Source organism: Fusibacter bizertensis, assembly GCF_029914245.1.
In the GTDB taxonomy this organism is placed as follows: domain Bacteria; phylum Bacillota; class Clostridia; order Peptostreptococcales; family Acidaminobacteraceae; genus Fusibacter_C; species Fusibacter_C bizertensis.
Genome location: NZ_JARYZI010000007.1, coordinates 147,298 through 168,969, shown reverse-complemented (window position 1 = coordinate 168,969; position 21,672 = coordinate 147,298). Strand labels below are relative to the sequence as shown.

Below are 21,672 nucleotides of genomic sequence, written 5' to 3'. Positions count from 1 at the left end.
TGTTATAGCTCTCGTATTGACACTTAATTTTGTTATTTATTTGTCATTCTTTAGTGTGATTGTATTGTTTTATGAACATTTTGTCAAAAAAAAAGGAATGTTGAAATTTCAACATTCTCCACAATTCACTTTCAAGTGTTGTTTACATTCATCTCTTGATAAAAAGGATACAGCAATTGGCTTATTTAAAGCGCTTCAAGTATTGAGTGTCCATATAACTTGAAAGTAAAATAAATAGTTTAAATTATTTTTGTATTGTTTCTGTGATTAACTTGATTAATTTATCAAAATTAATTGGTTTCGTTATGTAACCATTCATACCAGCTAGCATACATTTATCATAGTCACCTTGCATTGCTAATGCAGTCATTGCAATAATCGGTACTTTAGAATTTAATTTTGAGTCTCGCCTTATTTGTCGACAAGTTTCATAACCATCCATGCCTGGCATTTGACAATCCATCAAAATCAAGTCAAAGACTTCATTTTGAGATAAAATCAATGCATCTTTTCCATTTGATGCTGCAACGCTTAGCCATCCATTCTTGCTGATAATTGTATCCACCAAATATCGGCTTGTCATATCGTCATCAACAACTAAAATTTTTAATTCATTTGTTTTATCAAATTTTACTTGTTTTGACTCTTTTAATATAAAGGATGAATCCACACTAGCGGGTTGGAGTTTGCAAGTAAAAATAAAGTTACTACCTACTCCAATCTTGCTTTCTAGTCTGATTTCGCCTCCCATTAACCCCACTAGCCCTTTAGTAATCGCTAAACCCAATCCAGTTCCACCATAATTACGAGTAGTACTTTCATCAACTTGAGTAAATCTAGAAAACAAATGTCCAATCATATCAGCAGGAATCCCAATACCAGTATCCTTAACAAAAAACTCGAACATATCTATTTTGTTCTCTGAAGTTTCTAGTGCTTTTATACCGATTTCTACTGATCCCGAATTCGTAAACTTGATAGCATTTCCAATAAGGTTTGATAAAATTTGATTTAATCTAAAACTATCCCCTACAACATAGCGCGGTATATCACCGCTATAGTTGCAAGTCAATTCTATATTTTTCTGAATGGTAGAAGGACTAAACAATGCAACTAAATTATCCATTAGCTGATATATATCAAATGTAATTTTCTCAAGTTTTATGCGTTCTGCTTCTAACTTTGTATAATCCATAATATCTGTTACTAACATCAGCAAGGCATCTGCTGAAAAATCTGCTAACCTTAGATACTCCATTTGTTCCGCATCTAATTTCGTTTTTTTTAGCAATTGTAACATGCCAATAAACCCGTTCATTGGTGTCCGAATTTCATGGGACATATTTGCGAGAAAATGGCTCTTAGCTTGATTGGCTTTTTCGGCGCTCAACTTAGCTTCTATTAATTCCATCTTTGTTTCTACTTCATTTGATATATCCGTATACAGAGAAAATCCACCGGTTACTATACCTTCAATTACGATTGGTACGCCGACAATATCCATCATGACATCTTTACCAGATTTAGTTGTTCTCTGACCTGTACATCTTACACTCTCTCCTCTAAACACCTGCGATGTATACTCTTTAGCCCGATGTCTTATCTTTTCTGATGCAACAAGTTCATCCACTTCTCTCCCTATTACTTCTTGTTCTGTATAACCAAAGACACTGGTAAAAGCTGTGTTAATTGCACGTGCGCAGTGATTTGCATCAAACTGAACAATAGCGATTGGGGAGTTTTTAAAAAGAGCTTCAAAAGCTGTTTTTTGACTGAACATTTCAACTTCAGCTTCTTTTAATTTTGAGATATCATTAACAAGCCCAAGCCCACCTATTACTTGTTTGTTATGTGAAAAAAGTGGTGTAAAAACTGCTGAAACATGACTCTCTTTTTGACCTGTATAGGAGTAATATACACCTTCATAATATGATTTATTTCCTTCTAAGCATCTAGATATTGCATCTCTAATATCTAGATTAGGAAGTTGGAAGATATTTAACCCAAGAATAGCTTCCTTAGAAGACCCTATAAGATTGATAAATTCATGGTTACATTCTAAAATATTTCCTCTATTGTCAAAGCTAAAAATTCCTGCTGGGGTATTATCAAATATATCTTGAAACTTTGCTTCACTTAGTTTCAACTTCATTTCTTGTGACCTGTTTTGGTTGATCAAGTAGTCACTTTGAATCATGCGTTGACTAATATCGGTCACCATCGAATAAATCAATTGTCGATTTTTGACTGTAATTGAAGTTGCATGTACTTCTACTTCTCTGATTTCTCCACTCGCTAATCGATGTTGAAAATTAAAAAACTTTCTATTTTCATGAGTCGTTTTTTCCATTTCCGACTTAATTTCTTCAATCGTTGCTGTGTTGATATCTGATATTCTTAATTTAATTATTTTTTGATAGGAATAGCCATAAAAATCACATGCAGCAAAATTAGCATCGACAATTAAACCATCTTCAGGTGAAATGATTAATATTGGAGTTGGATTTTTAACAAAAAACTGATATTCCATTTCATAATCTAGATTGTTTTTTTTCATGTGATGCCACCTTATTTACACTAATAATTCATTAACTTAAATAACGTTCAACAAGGCAATTGATTTCGTGAATTACGCTAATTAATTGATCCTGATCTTTATTTTGACATGCCTCTTCTGCTAGTTTTGATTTTTCCATCATCTCTAGCGCTCTTACATTTCCAGATGCACCCTTAAGTTTATGTAGTAATCTCGCAAGCTGGTTTCGTGTAGAAACTTCTTTGTTGTTTTCAACTTCACTTGATAACAACTTATTAATTTCATTTACAATTGATTCAGTCTGCTCCAGATATATCCCTAAAACGTAAACTGCTGTTTCATAATCAAATCCAGTATCTTCACATAACCTGCTCATAATCACTTCCATATTTCCTGCTGCATCTGTATACCTGTTGTCTACTTTATGTTCACTCATCGTTTATCCATCACCTTCTGACATCTTTATAACTTTGATTAAATAATTCCTATTTTTTCAAGCACTTCTTTGAATTTCTCAATATCAATTGGTTTTGAAGCATAAGCATCACAACCAAAATCAAATGCAGTCTTTACAATCTGTGCATCACCAAGGGCGGTGGTCATTATGATCTTGGCACGGCTTTCAGAAGACATATTATTTTCGTTTTCTAGATCTCTAATCGCTTTAAGCACTTTGACACCATCAATTTTGGGCATCATAATATCTAAGCATATAAGATCATATGGTGCTTCGTCTTCTATTGATAACAAGTATGCATCTATTGCTTCAAGACCATCTACGACCATATCACATTCTCCATATTGTTTAAGAAACTTATTTAAAAACTTTCTACTTACCATATCATCTTCAACGATTAATATTTTCTTCATTAACATCCTCCTAAAATTTAGTGTAAAGTAAATTTAAAATTGTCATGATGCGCTCTAAGAACTCAAGCGTTTTCACATAATTCTCTTTTCTTATTTCTAATTCCATTTTAAAGGTGATATTCTTTAATTCTTCAGCATTTAGATCTTCAAATGTATTCTTTAGCTGATGCGCTGCAATTTCCAACAACACATAATTTTCTTGTTCTAAAGATACCTTCATTTGTGCAAGCCTAGACATTAATAATTCTATCGTTTCTTTTTGCTCTAAATTTATGTCTGATTCAAATTGATCTCGCCCCTTGATCCGCTTAGATATCAAGTCGTCAACATCATCAATATATACATTTTTTTCCAATAACAATCGCATTTCATTTGGATTAACCACACTATCGAAATGATGGCTCAAAAGTTTTACTAACTGCGTTCTATTAACAGGTTTAGAAATATAATCATCCATTCCACTAGCTCTAAAAATTACCTCATCCCCTTTTAGTGCAAAAGCAGTTAAAGCAACAATGGGGGTACATGTATTTTTGTTGAGACTATTTCTGATTAACTTTGTAGCTTCTATGCCATCCATAACTGGCATCTGTATATCCATTAATATAAGATCGTACTCTATTTCTTTTGCCAAAGCATATGCTTCTTCCCCATTGTCAGCTAGCTCAACAGTAACACCTTCAAATTCCATCATTTTTTTCATAACGATTTGATTGACTCTATCATCTTCAACAAGCAAAATTTTCTTTTTAGTAAACGTTCTCACTTCATCTTGTTCATCATTCATTTCCTCTAGAGGATTGTTAATCTTCTCAAGTGGCAATGTAAAGTAAAACTTACTCCCACTGCCCTGCGTACTATCAAATCCAATAGTTCCACCCATCATCTCAACGAGCTGTTTTGATATGACAAGTCCTAGTCCAGTGCCACCATATTTCCTTGTATAGGTGCCATCGAGCTGTGTGAAACTATTAAAAAGCAATGCTTTTTTTTCACTTGCAATACCTATACCTGTATCTGCAACAACAAATTTAATCATCCTCTTTTGAAGGCGGCTTGATTCTTCCTTGAAGACTTTAATTGTTATCGTACCCTTTTCAGTAAATTTAATTGCATTGTTAACTAGATTATTTAATACTTGTTTTATCCTCTTGGCGTCTCCTTGATAATAATCCTCAATTAACGGATCAAATTCTGTAACCAGTTCTAGTCTTTGTTCATTTATTCTCGGTAAATGCAACTTAATTACAGACTCTATAAGATATTTCAAATTAAATGGATCAAACTCAATTTTAAGTTTTCCTGCTTCAACTTTTGAAAAGTCTAGTACATCATTGATAATGTCAATTAAAGATGCAACACATTCTTTTGCCGTTGTAAGATTATCAAGTTGATCACTTGAAACTTCATCTAAGAGTGTAAGGTCAATCATGCCAACAATACCATTTAGTGGTGTTCTAATCTCATGGCTCATATTTGCTAAAAACTCACTCTTCACACGGTTAGCTTCTTCTGATTTTTCTTTTTCTAATAGCAACTCAAGTTGTGCTTTTTTCTTGAAATCAATGTCAGTAATCAACATTGCGATGAAGTCTTTTTCAGGGCTATAGATTGAAAACTGTAACCATTTATCATAACTAGACAAATAAAATTCATCAATATGTTCACTAATCCCATCTGCTGCAACTTTCTCAAAAATCTTCAAAAGTGCTAAGATTTCTTGATATGTTAAAAATTGTAGTTGAGTTAATCGCTTGCCTACTAAAGAAGATAGTTTTATTTTTAGCAGCTGATAAGCAGATTTATTTAACTCTAATATACTTGCGTCTTTCACACCATGGTGGTCATTATAAATCAAATTAAAATAAACAATGACACTGTCCATATTTTGAAAAAGTGAATAGTATTTCTTTTGGCTTTGCCTGTATTTAAGTTCCGACATCTTAGCATCATGAATATCTAAAAAGAGTCCAATTATGCCGTCGAAATCTCCATTAAAATTAAAATAGGGTTTCCCAACTAACAGCATATATCGATGATTTGTTTTTCTATTTCGAATTTTTAATTCTGCATGAAAAGACGATTCATTTAACACACTATTTTTTAGGCTTTGAGTGAAAATTTCATAGGATTCACTATTCATATTATTTTTCATTAAATCAAAAAAATCATCTTGGTTGACATCAAAAGTATTGGAAAAAGTTTGATTTACAAAATCACATTTTTTACGTTTGTTAATCTTGAAAATCATAACCGGCAAACTGTCTAACATCGATAAACTGGACTTCCTTGCGGCATCAAGCTTTTTCTCATACATGATCCGTTCTGTGAAATCTTCTACGGTTATTGTATATAATATTTTATCGTCCTCTTTCATCGGCATGAAATTGAGTTTAATCCATTTACTTTTTAATCCTGATTCACCGTTATATGAAATCTCAGTCAGTACATTCGTTAAATTATTTTCATCATCTATCAATTTGTTTAACTCTTTTTTGAACTTACAAAACATACAATTCTTCGAAGTACCACAATTGTTCTCAAGACTATTAGCACAGTAGATAATATCTCCCAAAAGTTTTCCTGTAGCGCCTCTTTCTTTAATTTCAAACAACTCAATAAAGGCCTGATTCATTTGATATACTACTAAAGAACGATCTAAGGTCAACATCCCTATAGGTAGTCCTTCAAACATCCTCTGAAGTTTGTTCCTTTCATTTATCATTTGAACTTCAGTTGTATGTAGCTTTGTTATGTCACGAAGAACCAAAACATAACCTTCAGCTGAAGTATGGTTCAAATCAATATTTGTAAAGTTTGCTGAAATATATTTTTTTAAACCATTAGAAGTTACAATATAAGAATTTCGGTGTAACCCCTTGTTAACTGAAACAGATTTCATCTCAAAGTCATAAAGATAATCGATTCGATCCCAGTCATCATTAAAAATTTTAATTGCTTGATTCAGGGACATCTGAACAATTTCATCAAAAGTAACCGCTAAAATTTCACATGCTTTTTTATTGGCAAATTTAATGTTACTATCGAGATCACAAATCAAGATACCATCCCCAACACTTGATAAAATGGCCATCAATCCCTCTTTACTATACTCGTCCAATAAATTTCGAGATGCCTCCAAACCTTACTCCTTCCAAAACAAGCAATTAAGCGACTATATATTTAAACTCTGTGTTTTTATTGATAAATTTCCCGTGCGCATTTCAAGTTCAATTGTTCGGCTCAAATTTCCACCAGTACTATCTTCAACAAAATATAAGTTTTCTGATCTTAGAATGGTTCTGACCTCTTCAAGATTTCGCGCACCTATCTTAAAAAAATCATTTTCTTTAATCGAATTAGCGCCTCCAATAACATGAATCTCCGTATATGCCATATTGACTTTGTACTTAGTGACTAATTCTTCAATGACTCTTTTTAAACCCGTATCTGCATAATAAAATAAGCGATCTGGTCCATTGTCCCTTGAATTAGTATTGGGAAGGGCAATGTGAATCATTGCACCCACCATATCCTTGGGATTATAGAATACAACTGCAACACATGAACTCAATGCATGTATCATTATAATATCCTCTTTTTTATAGGCAACTCTATACTTCCCAATACCTACTACGTATTTCATATTTACCTCAGTACATTGCAAATTCCTCTAGAAATCTGATCCAAAGGATATTGTCGTTCAACCGCACCAACCTCATATGCTGCCTTTGGCATACCGTATACAACACTTGTGCTTTCATCTTGTCCTATAGTTCTTGCACCTTTCCGGCGCATAGAAAGCAAACCTTTGGCACCATCATATCCCATTCCTGTCAAAATTACCCCAACAGCACTATTGCCACATTCTTTGGCAACAGACTCAAACAATACATCGACAGATGGACAGTGACCATTTACACGATCACCATGAAATACATCTATTTTATATCGATCACCCACTCTTATGACACTAAGATGTTGATCTCCAGGCGCAACAATCACTTTACCAGGTTCTATGTACTCGCCTTTTTTCCCTTCAACCACTTCAAAATGAGTCTGTAGATTTAATCGACTTGCAAACATCTTTGAAAATTGAGGTGGAATATGTTGTACAATCACTACCCCGGGGATGTTAAGTGGCAACTGTTTTAACACATGGAAAATCGCTTCCGTTCCTCCTGTTGATGCACCAATAGCTATAATTTTTTTAGTGAATTGACCTACAGGATTAACAGATTTACTTGGCTGTACCGTTTGCTTAGGTACTATTTTGGATTTTGAGATGGCCTTAACTTTCTGTATCAACTCAAAGATAAATGCCTCTACACTTTGTGGGGATTGAATATCTGGTTTTGTAACAAAATCAACTGCACCTGCATTAAGTGCATCCAGTACAGATTCACTAAGTGAGCTTACTACGATAATTGGGACAGGATGTTGCGGCATAAGTTGTTTGATAAACTCTATACCATCCATTTTTGGCATTTGTACATCACAAGTGATAACATCAGGCTGGAAATTTTCAATTTTCCGAATAGCATCAAAAGGATTTTCGGCTTTTGCGACTACAAAAATACTAGGATCTACTGATAATCCTCTTGCTAAAACTTCTCTAAAAACCATACTGTCATCGAGAATCAGGACTTTTATTTTATTGCCCATTTCATCCTCCTAAACTTTTCTATATACTGCTGGTTTAATATATTTAAAATTTGATGCTTCCCTATTGATTGACTCCGAGTGCCCAATAAACAAATAACCCCCCTCTTCTAATTGGTCATATAGTTTATTTACAAGTTGTTCTTTTGTTGCTGCATCAAAATAAATCATGACATTTCTACAAAATATTACGTGGAACCTCTTTTTAAATGGAAACACATCATCTATTAAATTAAACCTTCTATAGATGACTTCTCTTTTAATTTTCTCGGTGATTATTAGATTCTGGTTATCTTTTTTTAAGAAATATTTATTTTTCCACATTGCAGGTAAATCTTCTAAACGCTCTTTACTATAAATACCCGATTTAGCTGTTGACAAAGCAGACTGAGAAATATCTGTGGCTAGTAATTTGGTATCCCATGCTGGAACTATTTTTTCAAAATAATCGGTTAAGATCATTGCAAGAGTATATGGTTCCTCCCCCGTTGAACTGGCAGCACACCATAATCTAAAGTCTCGATCTTTGATGACACTTTTAAAATAGGGCAAAAGGTGATCTCTAAAAAAATAAAAGTGCTCTGGCTCTCGCATAAAGAAAGTGTGATTTGTAGAAATTTTATCGATTAACACTTCTAGCGCGTGACCTGTTTTGTCGGAAACTAGATATTTGTAATATTCAGTGAATGTGGTGAATCCAAGTTCACTTAGAACTTTATGTAATCGCCCAATAATTAAAGTTTCCTTTTCCTTCTTTAGATGAATTCCATAGTTCTTCTTAATTAGCTCTGTAAGAAGTTTAAACTCGTTTTCTGTTATTTTTAGCATTTTTCACAACCTTTAGGAGGAGCTAAGCTCCTCCATTTAATCATTACATTTTAGTATTTTCCAAACTCTTTTTCACTAAGAACTATTTTTTTAGCACTTGGTTCATTTAATTTGGGATTATTCTCATAAGCATTTTGACTTTTCATCATATCTAACATTTTAATCACTTCTGGGTTGAGTTCATCTAATTGCTTAGAGTAACCCATAAAGTTTTGTTTTTTAAGCTTAAAACGAGAGACTTGATGTTTTAACATCTCCGCTTGACTAGAAAGTTCTTCACTTGCTGCTGCAGTTTCTTCTGAAGTGGCAGATGTTGTTTGGACAACATCTGCAATTTGTCCAATGCCTTGATTAATTTGCTCAACACCTAAAGCTTGCTCATTAGATGCCACAGCAATTTCTCCAACTAAGTTTGTCACTTTTTCTACGCCCTTAACAATGTTTGTTAATGCCACTGCTGTTTCGTTGGCGATTTTAGTACCACCCTCTACTTTCTTAATTGATCCCTCGATCATATCTGTAGTTTCCTGTGCAGCTTTCGCTGAACGTGCAGCTAAATTACGTACTTCTTCTGCAACAACTGCAAAGCCTTTTCCATGCTGACCTGCTCTTGCCGCTTCAACAGCTGCATTAAGTGCCAATATATTGGTTTGAAATGCAATTTCATCAATTACTTTTATAATTTTCGAAATATTGTTTGAGGATTCATTAATTTCATCCATTGATTTTAGCATCAGTTGCATTTGGCTATTTCCTTGAACAGCATTTATTTTTGCATCTTCAGCTAAATCATTGGCTTGAGTTGCATTATCTGCATTAAGTCTAGTTTGTGCTGCAATTTCTTCTACAGAAGCGGTTAATTCTTCAATAGAGCTTGCTTGTTCTGTAGCACCTTGAGAAAGTGCCATACTTGAATCAGATACTTGACGAGATCCTGATGCAACTTGTTCAGATGCAGAATTTATATTTGTCATAACTTCATTGATATTTTCAGCCATCATATTAAATGCATTTGATAGAATACCAATCTCATCTTTGGAAGTATTGTCGATCTTGATATCGAGATCTCCATCAGCCATTGCTTTTGCAGCATCCATCATCTTAATAATTGGTTTTCTGATTGAAGAAGATATAAAATAACCAAGTAATAATGAAATCAACATCGCAGAAACGAGTAAGATGATCATCATGGTCGTCGCTGTATTGGCAACTGAAGTGTTGCTATTGGAAGTATCTAGAGCAATAGAAATTTTACTATCTTTAAGTTCTGTGTAATCTTGTTCAATCTCTTTCCTAAGTATATCCCCTTCGCCTTTCATTAAATCTATCGCCTTAGTATGTTGTCCATCTTTTACATATGCAATAATCTGAGCAGCAACTGCATCGTACTGTGATTTTTTTGTTTTTATGTTATCTACTAAAAGCATACCTTCATCCGTTATTATCAATTTTTCAAACTCAGCTAAATACTGATTAAACTCCATGTTCCGTTCTATAATTCGAGCTTCATAATCAGCAATTTCTGCATCTGTTGTTGAAAGAACAACGTCTTTCACATTGCCTCTCATCCTTTGAAATGACTCTGCAATCATGATCATATCACCCAATGGTACTGTCATATTGGTGTACAAGTAAGTATCACTTTCACTAATATTTTGTATATTTATCACGCCCACTATGCCTATTCCACCAGCTATAATAGCTACGATTAAAAATCCTAAAATCATCTTTGTTCCAATTTTCATATTTCTATAAAGTTTCATATAAACCTCCATTACTGATTGACTTCAGTTATCATCTCAAGTTCATGATGTGTTAACAATTTTTCACAGTCTAAAAGTAGTTTTACATCTGTCCCTACTTTCCCAATGCTTTTAATATACTGATTTGACGCGCCAGAGCTTAATAAAGGTTGATCCACAATATCATTTTCACTGATATTGGTGACTTCTGATACACTATCAACTATCAAGCCTACTGAATTCTCGTTAATATCAACTACGATGATACATGTTCTTTCATCATATTCATTAAATGTTTTTTTGAACCTTAATCTCATATCCATAACGGGTACGATTCTACCTCTGAGGTTTACAATTCCCATGATAAAAGCGGGCAATTCAGGAACTTCAGTGATTGGTAAAATCCCGATTATCTCAGTGACATGTTCTATGCCAATGCCATACGATTCTTCTCCCAAAACAAAAGTGAGATACTTTCCTTTTTGAGTATCTTCTTCTAAGTATTGATCTTCTAATACTTTTTCCATCATACGCTCCTTTCTCTTATCTTATTCTCAAACCTGTTAATCCTGAGATATCAAGTATCAAGCTGATACTTCCATCCCCAAGTAGCGTACATCCCGCTATGCCAACGATTCTTTTTATACTATTTATATAATTAGGTAATGATTTAACCACAACTTGTTGTTGTCCTATAAGCTCATCAGCAAAAAGACAGAGTATTCTGTTATCATATTCAACCATTATCAATATACCTTCTTCGAAATTCGTAACTGCTTTTTTGACTTTATAGCGACTATGAAGTCGAAGTACCGGATAGCATTCACCACGTACCATTACCATTTCATTTTGATTAGGATCTACAATAATATCCCTCATTTTAGGTCTAAAGGATTCTTTTATAGCTGTTATCGGAATTGTGAATCTTGAGTCTCCAACTTTTATGTTCATCCCTTCAATTATTGCTAATGTCAAAGGTATTTTTAAGGTCATGGTTGTACCAATGCCCTCTTCACTTTCAACTATAACTGCGCCTCCAACGGCCTCAATATTTTTAGCGACAACATCCATGCCAACCCCTCTACCCGAAAACTCTGTAACGTTTTCTTTTGTAGAAAAACCTGGTAGCAGTATCAAATTGAAAATTTCTCGATCGGACATCTCTGCGGGAGAACGTTCCAACAAGCCATTTTCATTTGCTTTTTTAATAATTTTATCTCTATTTAATCCCTTTCCATCGTCTTTAATAATAATCAGTACATCTCCACCTGCATTTTTTGCACCTAACGTGATATTTCCCACTTTACTTTTCCCTGCTTCAAGCCTTTCCTCTTCTGACTCAATGCCATGGTCTATTGAGTTTCTAATTAAATGCATCAGTGGATCGGAAATTTTTTCGATTATATTTTTATCTACTTCTGTTTCTTCGCCAAAGAGATCAAGTACAACTTCCTTATCTAGTTTTTTACTCATGTCCCTTACAATGCGATGCATTTTTACAAAGGTAGTGGATAGAGGTACCATTCGAATGGACATTACCATATCTTGTAACTCACCTGTGATTTTATGTAATAACCTGGATGACTTCTGAAATGATTCAGAATCAATTGATGCAACTATAGGGTTTTGAGTTACCATAGCTTCAGCTATTACCAATTCGCCTACTGTATTCATAAGTATATCTAATTTTTCAACATTTACACTGATCATCGCAGATGAAGTCGTGGGTAGATCTTTCTTCTCTTTGATTTCTCTATTTTCCTTGGTTTCACTATTTTCTTTTGTTTCAGCTATTTCTTTACGCTCATGATCTAGTACATTCTCATCTAGAACAAAGTTAACATCTGATTCTAACACTTGATCCAGTTGGTGATAAGATGCCTTAAAATCTTCCTCTGTGATTTCAGTAATGTTTAGTTCTTTTAGGAAAATAGTTTCACTTAAATGTTTATTTAATTCATCTAAACTCAACTCACTTTTCAAGTATAAAATAAAGCCCTTTTCTTTAATGATTTCCGAAGCGTTCTCATTTTCGGCAATGTCAGATGGATAATAATGGATTTCTTCAACAAGGTCTGTTAACCCGAAAACAACGGTATAACCTCGAATATTCTCCATCTCACAGCCCTCTTCAAAATGAATAATAGCATGATAATAATTTGAAGCAACATCTTTTGATTTCTTTTCTTGCGGAATATAATACTGTTGTTTCTCAGTAGTTTTAGGTTTTTCAACGCTTTCTTCTACCTTGTTATTTTTCTTCATTCTTTCTAAAAACAACTTTGCATCTTCTAAAATCGATTCAGGATTTCCATCAGGTGCATCACTGTTTTTAATCTTATTGACTTCAACTTTTACAAAATCTACGACACTTAGTGCCAAGTCTGAAAGCGTTGAAAAATCAATCTCTTTTGGTTTTTTCTCACGAATAAAGTAGAATACATCTTCTAGAAGATGTGCCACTTGAGCGATGTTGTTAAATAACATCATTGCAGAAGATCCTTTTATCGTATGCATAAATCTGAAGATTTCATTAATCGCTTCATCATTGAGATAACCAATCTTTTCACAGTTTATGATGACTTGTTCCATTTGATCTAAAAACATGGATGTCTCATAAATATAAATATCCAGCATTGGTTCATTTTCAAAATTGGTCACACCTCTAACCTCCTTTTTCAATTACTTCCTACGTTGTGATTATACACATATCTGAGATTTTCAAACAAATCAAAATTGAGAACACAACGTCACTACATTTATTTTTTCTACTTAACTTGTATCATCATGATCAATCTCAATTGCTTTTAGTAAATCCTCAATTTGATGATAATCATTCTCAACAACCATACTTTTCACTTTATAGGTATGGTGATTTTCTCTACTTACTTCAACTAAATCTAAAATTTTATCTTTAAATTTCATTGCAGCTTTTAAGTCGCTTTCAGGTAATAATACTGCAATACTGTCTTCACTCCAAAAACCAACACTGTCTAATTTTCTAATAGAAGTGGTTATGTCTTTGAGCAATATATCAATCGACTTTTGCCTGTGACTTATGTTGAGTAATACACCTGGACTTGAGACAATGATGACTTTAAAAAAAACAATTGAAAAAATGTTTCCGTATCGATTGTACCTTTCAAGCTCTAAATCAATTCTGTTAACTAAAGCATTTTTTTTAAGACAATTTTTATGAAGTGATAAATATTCATTTGATTTCAATATAAAAAAAACTCTTTTACGGCCTATTTGCGAAAGTCGTTCATACCTTGATATCAATTCATGGACACTACCATGACCTACATATATTTTCCAATTCCCCTCTTCAAATACGACATACTTTGTAAACTCATCAACCTCATTTCGTTTCATAATGGTATTGACTTCTAAAATCTTAACTTTATAAGCAGCGACAAATTCATATGAATTTTTATGTAACGTTTTCCGTTTTAAACATTGTTCTGCAATCGTCTCATATTTGATAATCTTGTACACACGCGAGACACTCCTTTGCCACCTTGTAAAATCCTCTACTGAGATAGCTATTTTATCTGCTGAAGAAATTAGTTTATAAGCATCGTTAAAACGTCGATTTTTTAAAGCCAAAAAATAGGCATCTATAATTTCATTGGCAGCATATATGAGCATTTCATCGATTGCTGACAATTTTTTATATGATAGTTCATCTGTTATTTTCTGACGTTCCAGCCATTTTATATCATATTGACTTCTCATAAATTCATCTTTTAAAGTGTCATAAGCCATATTAATAGTGGTCATAATTTCAGTTGCATTTTGTGCGCGACTTTTATCAGGATGATACTTGTTTGCTAATTTCTTGTAGGCACTTTCAACTATTTCTTGTTCTGCCATTGGGTCAATTTGAAGTATTTTATAATAATCTATCCATTCTTTGCTTTTGTTAAACATATAGTCTCCTGATCATATAAGAACTTTTTAGCGCTGACTCTCTAATATAAAAGCTACCATGTCATCGTAGTTAATTGGTTTCGATAAGTAGTCATCCATACCAGCTTCTATACATTTTTCACGATCACCTTCCATTACATTTGCAGTCATAGCAACGATAAATTTTTCTCGCGTCTTTTCAGCTGCTCTAATGCGCCGAGTGCACTCATAACCATCCATTACAGGCATCTGGCAATCCATAAATATGATATCAAACTCTTTTTCTGCAAGGAGATCAATTGCTTCTTGGCCACTACTCGCCAATTCACACTTAAAACCTCTTGTTGATAGCACTTTTTCAATAACAGTCTGATTCATCTCATAATCATCTACTATTAAGATTTTGATTTCATCATTTGATTTATGATGAGTTTTCCTTAATGAACTTGACCTTCTTCCACTTCTATTTGCCTCGGAAACATCCTCAAAATGGGGTTCAACCAAAGGTAAAACAACTGTAAAGCATGTTCCTCCATATTCTGAGTCATGGACAGAAATATCTCCACCAAACAATTTGACCAAATTCTTTATGATTGCAAGCCCTAAGCCCGTCCCTGTATAATGCCTTGTATCTGAATTATCTATTTGAGTAAATGTATCAAAAATTTGTGCTTTAAACGCATCAGATATACCGATCCCAGAATCACTTACTTTGAGTACTATTTTCTTGCTTTGAGACTCCTCAAATGTTTTTAAAACACCAATATTAACTTCGATTAGCCCTTCATGAGTAAATTTAACTGCATTGCTAACAAGGTTATATACGATTTGCTTATATCTATAAGAATCACCCATAATTAGTTTTGGTATATCCTTAGAAATAATCAGTTTCATTTCAACACCTTTTTCTAAGGCGTTATAACTATATAATCTCATCGCTTCGTCAGTAGCTTCACGTATAGAAAAAGGATTGTCTAAAAGACTTAACTTTCCTGCTTCAATTTTAGAAAGGTCTAATATATCATTGATGATTCTTAAAAGTCCTCTAGTGGCAAGTTCCGCATCCTCTACATATTTCTGTTGTTTATTGGGATTTAATGTGGTTTTAATCAGCTCAAGGTAGCCCATGATGCCATTCATAGGGGTGCGGATTTCATGTGACATGTTGGCTAAAAATTGACTTTTTGCAACATTTGCAGCTTCTGCGTTTTCCCTTGCTTTTATCAGATCGTTTTCAACATTTAACTTGATCATGATCTCAACTAAAATATTGCTCATGATTTTTAGATAATCAAAATGGCTTCTTTCCATTGATTCGATGTCATGTGCTGCATCTAACCTTAAAAAACCCATAGTTTCATCTTTTCCAACAAGTGGAACAATGATAAAAGCGTTGCTTCTTTGATGTTCAGCATAATTCTCAACCGTATCAACCTCTGTAGATCTTGATGTTGTATCAAAAGTTGCGAAAGGATTTGCATCAACAATAATCGATAAATTTTGTTTATCTAATAATGTTTTTAGCCAGGGGTATACCTTCACATCATAGTGTGTTGTTTCCTGATTAAATTCTTCATCCGTCTTTTGGGTTTCAGATGAAATCTTATATGAAGAAATCAACTTAAAATCTCCACTTTTATCTTTGTTTTCAAATAGATAAATGGCATCCATCTCAAAAAAAACACATATTTTCATCAGTATTTTTTCAGCACCTTTTTTAAAGTTGAAAGTATTAATGGTAAGTGCTTCAAGTAATACCTCTAAACTAAACTGGTTAAATAACGAGAAATCTTCAAGTGATAAATTCAAATCCTGTAGCTCAATATTTTTTTTCTTATACTCACTGATAAAATTACTGTAATCACCCAATAATTTATTAATTGTATTTCTCGTCTCTGAAAAAGGATCAGTTTCAATATAGGGCAATCTAAAAGACTCAATATCATTAAACCTGATTTGACTAATATTTTGGTTTAGTTCTAATAAGGGTTTAATAATGAGTTTATGCTGAACTTTGTACATGATAATTAGTGCCCCAACCAATAAGAAAATTAGAACGACGAGTAATTTAAGCAGATATGTGACTTCACCACTATAATCTCCTTGTGGTACAAAAGTGTAAATCGTCCAACTCGTTTGTGCCATGTAATTCTTAATCAAATAACCTTTTGTTCCATCTAATATTACCTTGCCAAAGTCCTCAGCAGTTTTAATACTTTCAGGATAAACATCATCAATCAAAGTTAGTTCATTAATTTCGCCCCTCGTATATATGGGATGTGAAATCAACTGTCCACCTTCATTAACAATAAAACTAAAACTATTGGGAGTGATATTTTCTATATCTGCATGCTCAACTAATTCTTGAACGTTTAAATCAAGCATCAAAACGCCACTAAGTACACCATTGATCTCATATATAGGTGTAGAAAGGCTTATTAATATCCTTCGATTCGATTGATTTAGATAAGGACTCGAGTAAAAGAGTTCACCGCTTTGCTGTGCATTACTATACCAGTTAACGTTATCAACGCCAGTATCCAAACGATCAATTCGGCCACTCCCACTAAACAAAAGTCCATCCGCTGTTGCAAAATAAACAGCACTAATATAATCCTCTTGATTGAGTAAACTGCTAAGATAATTCACTAATAAATTATAATCAGGCATCTGCTTGATAAAATTTACTGCACCATGAATTATTTTTTCGTTCTCATTCAGATGATCATTGAAGTTAGCTGAAATTTTAAAAGTGTCTTCAATTAGTTTCTCTTTATAATCTGATTGCATTTTACTTTGTACTACTATGTATTGGAAAAACATAAAAAAAGACATTACTATCGTAAAAAGTATAAGTAACCTGTAATACTTTCTAACAAATATCTTCATAACCTACCTCATATACCAGTTGAAAGTAACCGTAATATTACAATACCCAAATATAACAAACTTATATCATTTTCTAAAGCATTATTACTTATTATTGTAATTTCTGCTTAATTGAATACAATAATACATATACGTTTTAAGGAGGATTATCAATGGATGCATTTGCCAACTTATATAAGGGAATGACTCACACTTTACAAAAGAAAATTACAATTGACGACACCGCTTTAAACTATGGTTCCGGAAAAATAGAGAATTTATTTGCCACACCAAGGCTTGTTGCTTTAATGGTGGAAGCTTGTGCCAGGCTTATCGATCCCAAATTGCCAGATGGATTTGTTTCCGTAGGAAATAGCATTTCTGTAGATCACTTTAAACCTACTTTACTAGGTGCAACTGTAACAGTTGAAGTGGTTGTATCAGGATTTAATAATGGAAAATATACTTTTGATATGGCTGCATATGATGAGTTCGGAAAAATTGGTGAAGGAAGTCATTCAAGGAGCTTAGTACATCTAGACAGTTTCATGAACAAAGCCAACGCTCGAGAATATGATATTGCAATCTAATTAAATAGCAGTTCACAAAGTAGACAGTCTGCTTTGTGAACTGTTTTTTTATATGTATTTATAGTGTTATAATTAAGTAAAAAGAATTTGGTTTTTTTTTGAAATTGATGCAATAAATTAAAGCTTGGTACGTCAATATAGTATTGAAAGGGGGGAAAGAAGCTGATGAGCCGTGACGCTTTGTATAAATATTTTGCAAAAGAAGGCAAAAAACTCGAGTTATTTGTTAAATCTCGTATTCGTAGTATTAGTGAGATGGATGCTGAAGACATCGTCGATGAAGTCATGCTTAACCTATTAAGCGTCATCGGTCTTAATGGTCAAATTGAGAATATACCAGCCTATGTAACACGTTCGCTTCAATATAAAATTATAGATTACTACCGTTTACAGAACAGGACAAAGTCGCTTCATACCTCACTTTCATCTGACAGCACGTTAGCCCTAATGGATGTACTCGCAAGTCACATAGATATCGCAAGTGATTTTGAACAAAAAGAATTCGTACGTTCTCTTTTTACAGCTCTTGATAGTCTAACTCCAAAACAAAGAGCTATCTTTATTGCAACTGAATTAGAAGGAAAAACTTTTCGTGAGCTCTCTGAGCAATGGAATGAACCCATTGGCACTTTACTTTCTAGAAAATCTAGAACCATAAAACTTTTAAAAGAAAAACTTACTTTATTTGATCCAAAAGGAGGAAATATATGAAATCTATTAAGAACAAATGGAATACCCTACCTAAATGGCTGAAAATTATCATTTTAACAATCTTAGGTATTGTTGGTATAACTGCAATGGGATTTATATTTGGTCTATTTATAATGTTGCTATGGAATAAGCTCATGCCAGAAATTTTTGGTTTCAATGAAATATCTTACTGGCAAGGCATTGGATTTTTTGTTCTCATCAGAGTTTTATTTGGTTCTTTTGGGGGGAGCAAGTCCACTGGTTCAACGAGCAAAAAAATAGTAACACATAACGTATCACTCTCAAAGAACAAAGTATCCGTTGATCCAGATATCGATGATTATGAAACATGGTGGCAGCTAGAAGGTAAAAACGCTTTTGAACAATATGTAGAGACCAAAAACAATTAAAACTTCAAAAAAATGGGCAAATAAAAAACAGAGGACATGAGTTCTCTGTTTTTTTTGTCACAAGCAAGTTGTGACTTCTTAGAAAACCTTCGGGCATCGAGCCCTCAGCTTTTGTCACAATCAAGTTGTGACTTCTTAGAAAACCTTCGGGCATTGAGCCCTCAGCTTTTGTCACAAGCAAGTTGTGACTAATAAAAAAGCCCTCATCTCTGAGGGCTTTGTAAACATTATCTAATTGGTGTAATGTTTTCTGCTTGAGGACCTTTAGGGCCTTGAGCAACTTCGAAGCTAACTTTTTGACCTTCGTCTAAAGTTTTGAATCCGTCAACATTGATTTGTGAGAAGTGAGCGAAAACATCTCTTCCGTCATCTCCTGTAATAAAACCAAAGCCTTTTTCTGAGTTAAACCATTTTACTGTACCATTCATCATAATGTGTACCTCCTAATTTTTTTATCATTCAATCTTCTCAAACCAGATAATTCTTCATTTCTAAATTAGGACGATACGATGTAACAGAGCACTAATTAAAACCATGATTATCAAGTTTTCATCTAAAAATTCAAACAACTACTAAAGATACCATGTATAAAAAAATCTGTCAATAGATTTGAGAAAAATAATTACATTTTTTTAAAAAAATATTGAATTTGCTTAAATATCTATACCAAAGAACTGTTTTACGATAATACCTACTAAAAATGATATTCCTGCTACCCCAAGTGATATGGTTGCCATTTCAACAAAACGTTTCTTAAAATTATAGTCTTTTGCGACAGATATATAGTAATTAAATAAGAATATAATCATTACTGCTACAGTTAACGCGACTAACAAACTTATAAATGGGTTTGATAAAATCAAAAAAGGTAAAATAAGTAGAAAAACAGTAAAAACATATGCTGATCCAGTATAAAGTGCTGATTTGAGGGCATCATCTCCCCCCTCTTGTCTCGTTGACAAATATTCACTTGCAGCCATGGAAAGTGACGCACTAATCCCTGTAATAAGCCCTGTTAAAGCGATCAGTTTAGCATTTTGAAATGCAAACGTATAACCTGCAAGAGCACCAGTCAATTCTACTAGAGCATCATTTAGCCCGAGTACAATGGATCCGACATAATTGAGTCGTTCTTCGTCAATCATAGCGATCAACTCTTCTTCGTGACGTTCTTCATCAACAATCATATCATCCATAAATGCTAAGTTAGCATCTAAATCTTTATAACTTTGTATCGCTTTACTTTCACCTTTTTCAAAAAGTTTAATACCAAAAGTTAACCCAAAAATTGTAATCAATAGCACCATCCAATGTATTTTAAACATTTGAGGTTTAATGTCTACTCCTGTAATACTCTTTATTCTATTATAATGACTGAGTTCATCTTTTGATACAGCTAAAAAAACATCTTTATTTTTAGGATCTTTTATTCTCGCCGCGACTTTACTGTAGAGAACATGAGCATTGATTTCGTCTTGTTGATCCTTGAGTAATTGCTTCTTACTATCTGAGCCTAGATTGCTTATTTCCAAGTCGTTCACCTCCTACTTCCACATTATATCACTATTTCTAAAATGTAAATGTTAAAATTACTTGCATTTTTATATCACGACGTGATACAATCACCATATGATATATCAAGTTGCGATATAATTGGATTTTGGAGGTAACTATGGATCCGTATCTTAACAAACTTTCTATACGCTATATTCCCATGACTGAAACAGCATTTTACATCTTGCTTGCGCTTAAATCACCTCTCCATGGCTATGGTATTATTTTGGAAGTTGAGGCACTCACTGAAGGAAGACTTAGACTCGGGGCGGGCACAATTTACGGTACACTTTCAAAGATGGAGAAAGATGGACTTATAAATGTAGTTGGTCAAGAGGAGCGTCGAAAAATTTACCGTCAAAGTATACTTGGCGATGAACTTTTAAAACTCGAGCTCGAAAGATTAAGAACACTTATTACAGATTCTGAAAGGAGTGGGTATTAATGAGGGAATTTTATTTTTGGCTTGGATGGAACTGTGAAAAATTTGAGCAACATCTTGAAGAAATGGCGCAAAACGGATGGCGGTTAAAATCAGCTTCATTTGGTATAACTATACTTGAATATGAAAGAAGAGAACCTTCTAAAGTGAGTTACTGTCTTGATTACAACCCAAAATACACTGAGGATTCACTCTCAATCATCAGAGACGACCAGTGGTATGCTGTTTCAAAATCAGTCGGTTGGTGGCTTTGGGAAAAAGAATATGAAACCGAGAAGCCAAAACTTTTCACAGATAAAAGTTCGCTTATTGAGAGAGATAAAAGATTACTTTTTATACTACTTCTATTATTTTGTACGCAACTTCCACTCTTAATCACTACTTTATCAAATAACTATAAATACAATTTTCACCGTTTTGATTTTTCTATGATTTCACTTTCCATAATCTATTCAATATTTATACTCTTTTATATCTATGCATTGACCAAACTATACTTACGCATTCGTAAATATAATAGATAAAATAAATGAATCAATGAATCACATATAAAAGAGAGCATAGATTG

At 33.4% G+C, this 21,672-nt stretch carries 19 protein-coding genes; 5 read left to right on the top strand and 14 right to left on the bottom strand.

What is annotated here, in order from left to right; all coding sequences use genetic code 11:
- Positions 1-244: 244 nt before the first annotated feature.
- The 12 genes from QE109_RS11825 to QE109_RS11770 all read right to left on the bottom strand — a co-directional run bounded on the left by QE109_RS11825 (position 245) and on the right by QE109_RS11770 (position 17,439).
- Positions 245-2,557, bottom strand: coding sequence for a PAS domain-containing hybrid sensor histidine kinase/response regulator (locus tag QE109_RS11825; RefSeq protein WP_281094733.1), 2,313 nt, complete (start codon positions 2,555-2,557; stop codon positions 245-247).
- 31 nt (positions 2,558-2,588) lie between these two features.
- Positions 2,589-2,972: an Hpt domain-containing protein gene (locus tag QE109_RS11820; RefSeq protein WP_281094732.1), complete on the bottom strand. Its 384-nt coding sequence runs from the start codon at positions 2,970-2,972 to the stop codon at positions 2,589-2,591.
- Positions 2,973-3,010: 38 nt separating this feature from the next.
- Positions 3,011-3,406 carry a response regulator gene (locus QE109_RS11815; RefSeq protein WP_281094731.1) on the bottom strand — a complete coding sequence of 132 codons (396 nt, stop codon included), beginning with the start codon at positions 3,404-3,406 and terminating at the stop codon, positions 3,011-3,013.
- Positions 3,407-3,416: 10 nt separating this feature from the next.
- On the bottom strand, positions 3,417-6,503 hold the full coding sequence (locus QE109_RS11810; RefSeq protein WP_281094763.1) for an ATP-binding protein: 3,087 nt from the start codon (positions 6,501-6,503) through the stop codon (positions 3,417-3,419).
- Between the two features lie 78 nt (positions 6,504-6,581).
- Positions 6,582-7,052, bottom strand: a complete 471-nt coding sequence (locus QE109_RS11805) for a chemotaxis protein CheD (protein ID WP_281094730.1) — start codon at positions 7,050-7,052, stop codon at positions 6,582-6,584.
- 2 nt (positions 7,053-7,054) lie between these two features.
- Entirely contained in the window at positions 7,055-8,071 is a 1,017-nt protein-coding gene (locus tag QE109_RS11800) for a protein-glutamate methylesterase/protein-glutamine glutaminase (RefSeq protein WP_281094729.1), read from the bottom strand.
- 9 nt (positions 8,072-8,080) lie between these two features.
- Positions 8,081-8,896, bottom strand: a complete 816-nt coding sequence (locus QE109_RS11795; RefSeq protein ID WP_281094728.1) for a CheR family methyltransferase — start codon at positions 8,894-8,896, stop codon at positions 8,081-8,083.
- Between the two features lie 50 nt (positions 8,897-8,946).
- Positions 8,947-10,659 (bottom strand): methyl-accepting chemotaxis protein, encoded by a 1,713-nt coding sequence (locus tag QE109_RS11790; RefSeq protein ID WP_281094727.1) that lies wholly within the window; start codon positions 10,657-10,659, stop codon positions 8,947-8,949.
- An 11-nt stretch (positions 10,660-10,670) separates the two neighbouring features.
- Complete coding sequence (locus QE109_RS11785; protein ID WP_425365119.1) at positions 10,671-11,165, bottom strand: chemotaxis protein CheW; 495 nt, start codon at positions 11,163-11,165, stop codon at positions 10,671-10,673.
- A 16-nt stretch (positions 11,166-11,181) separates the two neighbouring features.
- A complete protein-coding gene (locus QE109_RS11780) occupies positions 11,182-13,275 on the bottom strand; it encodes a chemotaxis protein CheA (RefSeq protein ID WP_281094762.1) in 2,094 nt (697 codons plus the stop codon).
- A 135-nt stretch (positions 13,276-13,410) separates the two neighbouring features.
- Positions 13,411-14,571 carry a DnaJ domain-containing protein gene (locus tag QE109_RS11775; protein WP_281094725.1) on the bottom strand — a complete coding sequence of 387 codons (1,161 nt, stop codon included), beginning with the start codon at positions 14,569-14,571 and terminating at the stop codon, positions 13,411-13,413.
- A 27-nt stretch (positions 14,572-14,598) separates the two neighbouring features.
- Positions 14,599-17,439 carry a response regulator gene (locus QE109_RS11770; protein WP_281094724.1) on the bottom strand — a complete coding sequence of 947 codons (2,841 nt, stop codon included), beginning with the start codon at positions 17,437-17,439 and terminating at the stop codon, positions 14,599-14,601.
- Positions 17,440-17,591: 152 nt separating this feature from the next.
- Between QE109_RS11770 and QE109_RS11765 the strand changes: the two genes are divergently transcribed.
- The 3 genes from QE109_RS11765 (at position 17,592) to QE109_RS11755 (ending at position 19,108) form a co-directional block, all read left to right on the top strand.
- Entirely contained in the window at positions 17,592-18,008 is a 417-nt protein-coding gene (locus tag QE109_RS11765; protein ID WP_281094723.1) for a thioesterase family protein, read from the top strand.
- Between the two features lie 165 nt (positions 18,009-18,173).
- Entirely contained in the window at positions 18,174-18,719 is a 546-nt protein-coding gene (locus QE109_RS11760) for an RNA polymerase sigma factor (RefSeq protein ID WP_281094722.1), read from the top strand.
- Positions 18,716-19,108, top strand: a complete 393-nt coding sequence (locus tag QE109_RS11755; RefSeq protein WP_281094721.1) for a hypothetical protein — start codon at positions 18,716-18,718, stop codon at positions 19,106-19,108. Before QE109_RS11760 ends, QE109_RS11755 begins: the two co-directional genes overlap by 4 nt.
- Before the next feature lie 227 nt (positions 19,109-19,335).
- Here the strand turns inward: QE109_RS11755 and QE109_RS11750 are convergent, their stop codons facing one another.
- Both QE109_RS11750 and QE109_RS11745 read right to left on the bottom strand, forming a co-directional pair.
- On the bottom strand, positions 19,336-19,536 hold the full coding sequence (locus tag QE109_RS11750) for a cold-shock protein (RefSeq protein ID WP_281094761.1): 201 nt from the start codon (positions 19,534-19,536) through the stop codon (positions 19,336-19,338).
- 225 nt (positions 19,537-19,761) lie between these two features.
- Positions 19,762-20,640: a VIT1/CCC1 transporter family protein gene (locus QE109_RS11745; RefSeq protein ID WP_281094720.1), complete on the bottom strand. Its 879-nt coding sequence runs from the start codon at positions 20,638-20,640 to the stop codon at positions 19,762-19,764.
- A gap of 140 nt (positions 20,641-20,780) precedes the next feature.
- On the opposite strand from QE109_RS11745, the gene QE109_RS11740 reads away from it, so the two are divergent.
- Both QE109_RS11740 and QE109_RS11735 read left to right on the top strand, forming a co-directional pair.
- The gene (locus QE109_RS11740) at positions 20,781-21,107 is read left to right on the top strand and encodes a PadR family transcriptional regulator (RefSeq protein ID WP_281094719.1); all 327 of its coding nucleotides are present in this window, start codon (positions 20,781-20,783) and stop codon (positions 21,105-21,107) included.
- The gene (locus tag QE109_RS11735) at positions 21,107-21,628 is read left to right on the top strand and encodes a DUF2812 domain-containing protein (protein WP_281094718.1); all 522 of its coding nucleotides are present in this window, start codon (positions 21,107-21,109) and stop codon (positions 21,626-21,628) included. Before QE109_RS11740 ends, QE109_RS11735 begins: the two co-directional genes overlap by 1 nt.
- Positions 21,629-21,672: the final 44 nt, after the last annotated feature.

Excerpts from the sequence above, each read along its gene's own strand:
- QE109_RS11825 (WP_281094733.1), bottom strand. The coding sequence starts at position 2,557 with ATGAAAAAAAACAATCTAGATTATGAAATGGAATATCAGTTTTTTGTT.
- QE109_RS11820 (WP_281094732.1), bottom strand. The coding sequence starts at position 2,972 with ATGAGTGAACATAAAGTAGACAACAGGTATACAGATGCAGCAGGAAAT.
- QE109_RS11815 (WP_281094731.1), bottom strand. The coding sequence starts at position 3,406 with ATGAAGAAAATATTAATCGTTGAAGATGATATGGTAAGTAGAAAGTTT.
- QE109_RS11805 (WP_281094730.1), bottom strand. The coding sequence starts at position 7,052 with ATGAAATACGTAGTAGGTATTGGGAAGTATAGAGTTGCCTATAAAAAA.
- QE109_RS11800 (WP_281094729.1), bottom strand. The coding sequence starts at position 8,071 with ATGGGCAATAAAATAAAAGTCCTGATTCTCGATGACAGTATGGTTTTT.
- QE109_RS11795 (WP_281094728.1), bottom strand. The coding sequence starts at position 8,896 with ATGCTAAAAATAACAGAAAACGAGTTTAAACTTCTTACAGAGCTAATT.
- QE109_RS11790 (WP_281094727.1), bottom strand. The coding sequence starts at position 10,659 with ATGAAACTTTATAGAAATATGAAAATTGGAACAAAGATGATTTTAGGA.
- QE109_RS11785 (WP_425365119.1), bottom strand. The coding sequence starts at position 11,165 with ATGGAAAAAGTATTAGAAGATCAATACTTAGAAGAAGATACTCAAAAA.
- QE109_RS11780 (WP_281094762.1), bottom strand. The coding sequence starts at position 13,275 with ATGCTGGATATTTATATTTATGAGACATCCATGTTTTTAGATCAAATG.
- QE109_RS11775 (WP_281094725.1), bottom strand. The coding sequence starts at position 14,571 with ATGTTTAACAAAAGCAAAGAATGGATAGATTATTATAAAATACTTCAA.
- QE109_RS11770 (WP_281094724.1), bottom strand. The coding sequence starts at position 17,439 with ATGAAGATATTTGTTAGAAAGTATTACAGGTTACTTATACTTTTTACG.
- QE109_RS11765 (WP_281094723.1), top strand. The coding sequence starts at position 17,592 with ATGGATGCATTTGCCAACTTATATAAGGGAATGACTCACACTTTACAA.
- QE109_RS11760 (WP_281094722.1), top strand. The coding sequence starts at position 18,174 with ATGAGCCGTGACGCTTTGTATAAATATTTTGCAAAAGAAGGCAAAAAA.
- QE109_RS11755 (WP_281094721.1), top strand. The coding sequence starts at position 18,716 with ATGAAATCTATTAAGAACAAATGGAATACCCTACCTAAATGGCTGAAA.
- QE109_RS11750 (WP_281094761.1), bottom strand. The coding sequence starts at position 19,536 with ATGAATGGTACAGTAAAATGGTTTAACTCAGAAAAAGGCTTTGGTTTT.
- QE109_RS11740 (WP_281094719.1), top strand. The coding sequence starts at position 20,781 with ATGGATCCGTATCTTAACAAACTTTCTATACGCTATATTCCCATGACT.
- QE109_RS11735 (WP_281094718.1), top strand. The coding sequence starts at position 21,107 with ATGAGGGAATTTTATTTTTGGCTTGGATGGAACTGTGAAAAATTTGAG.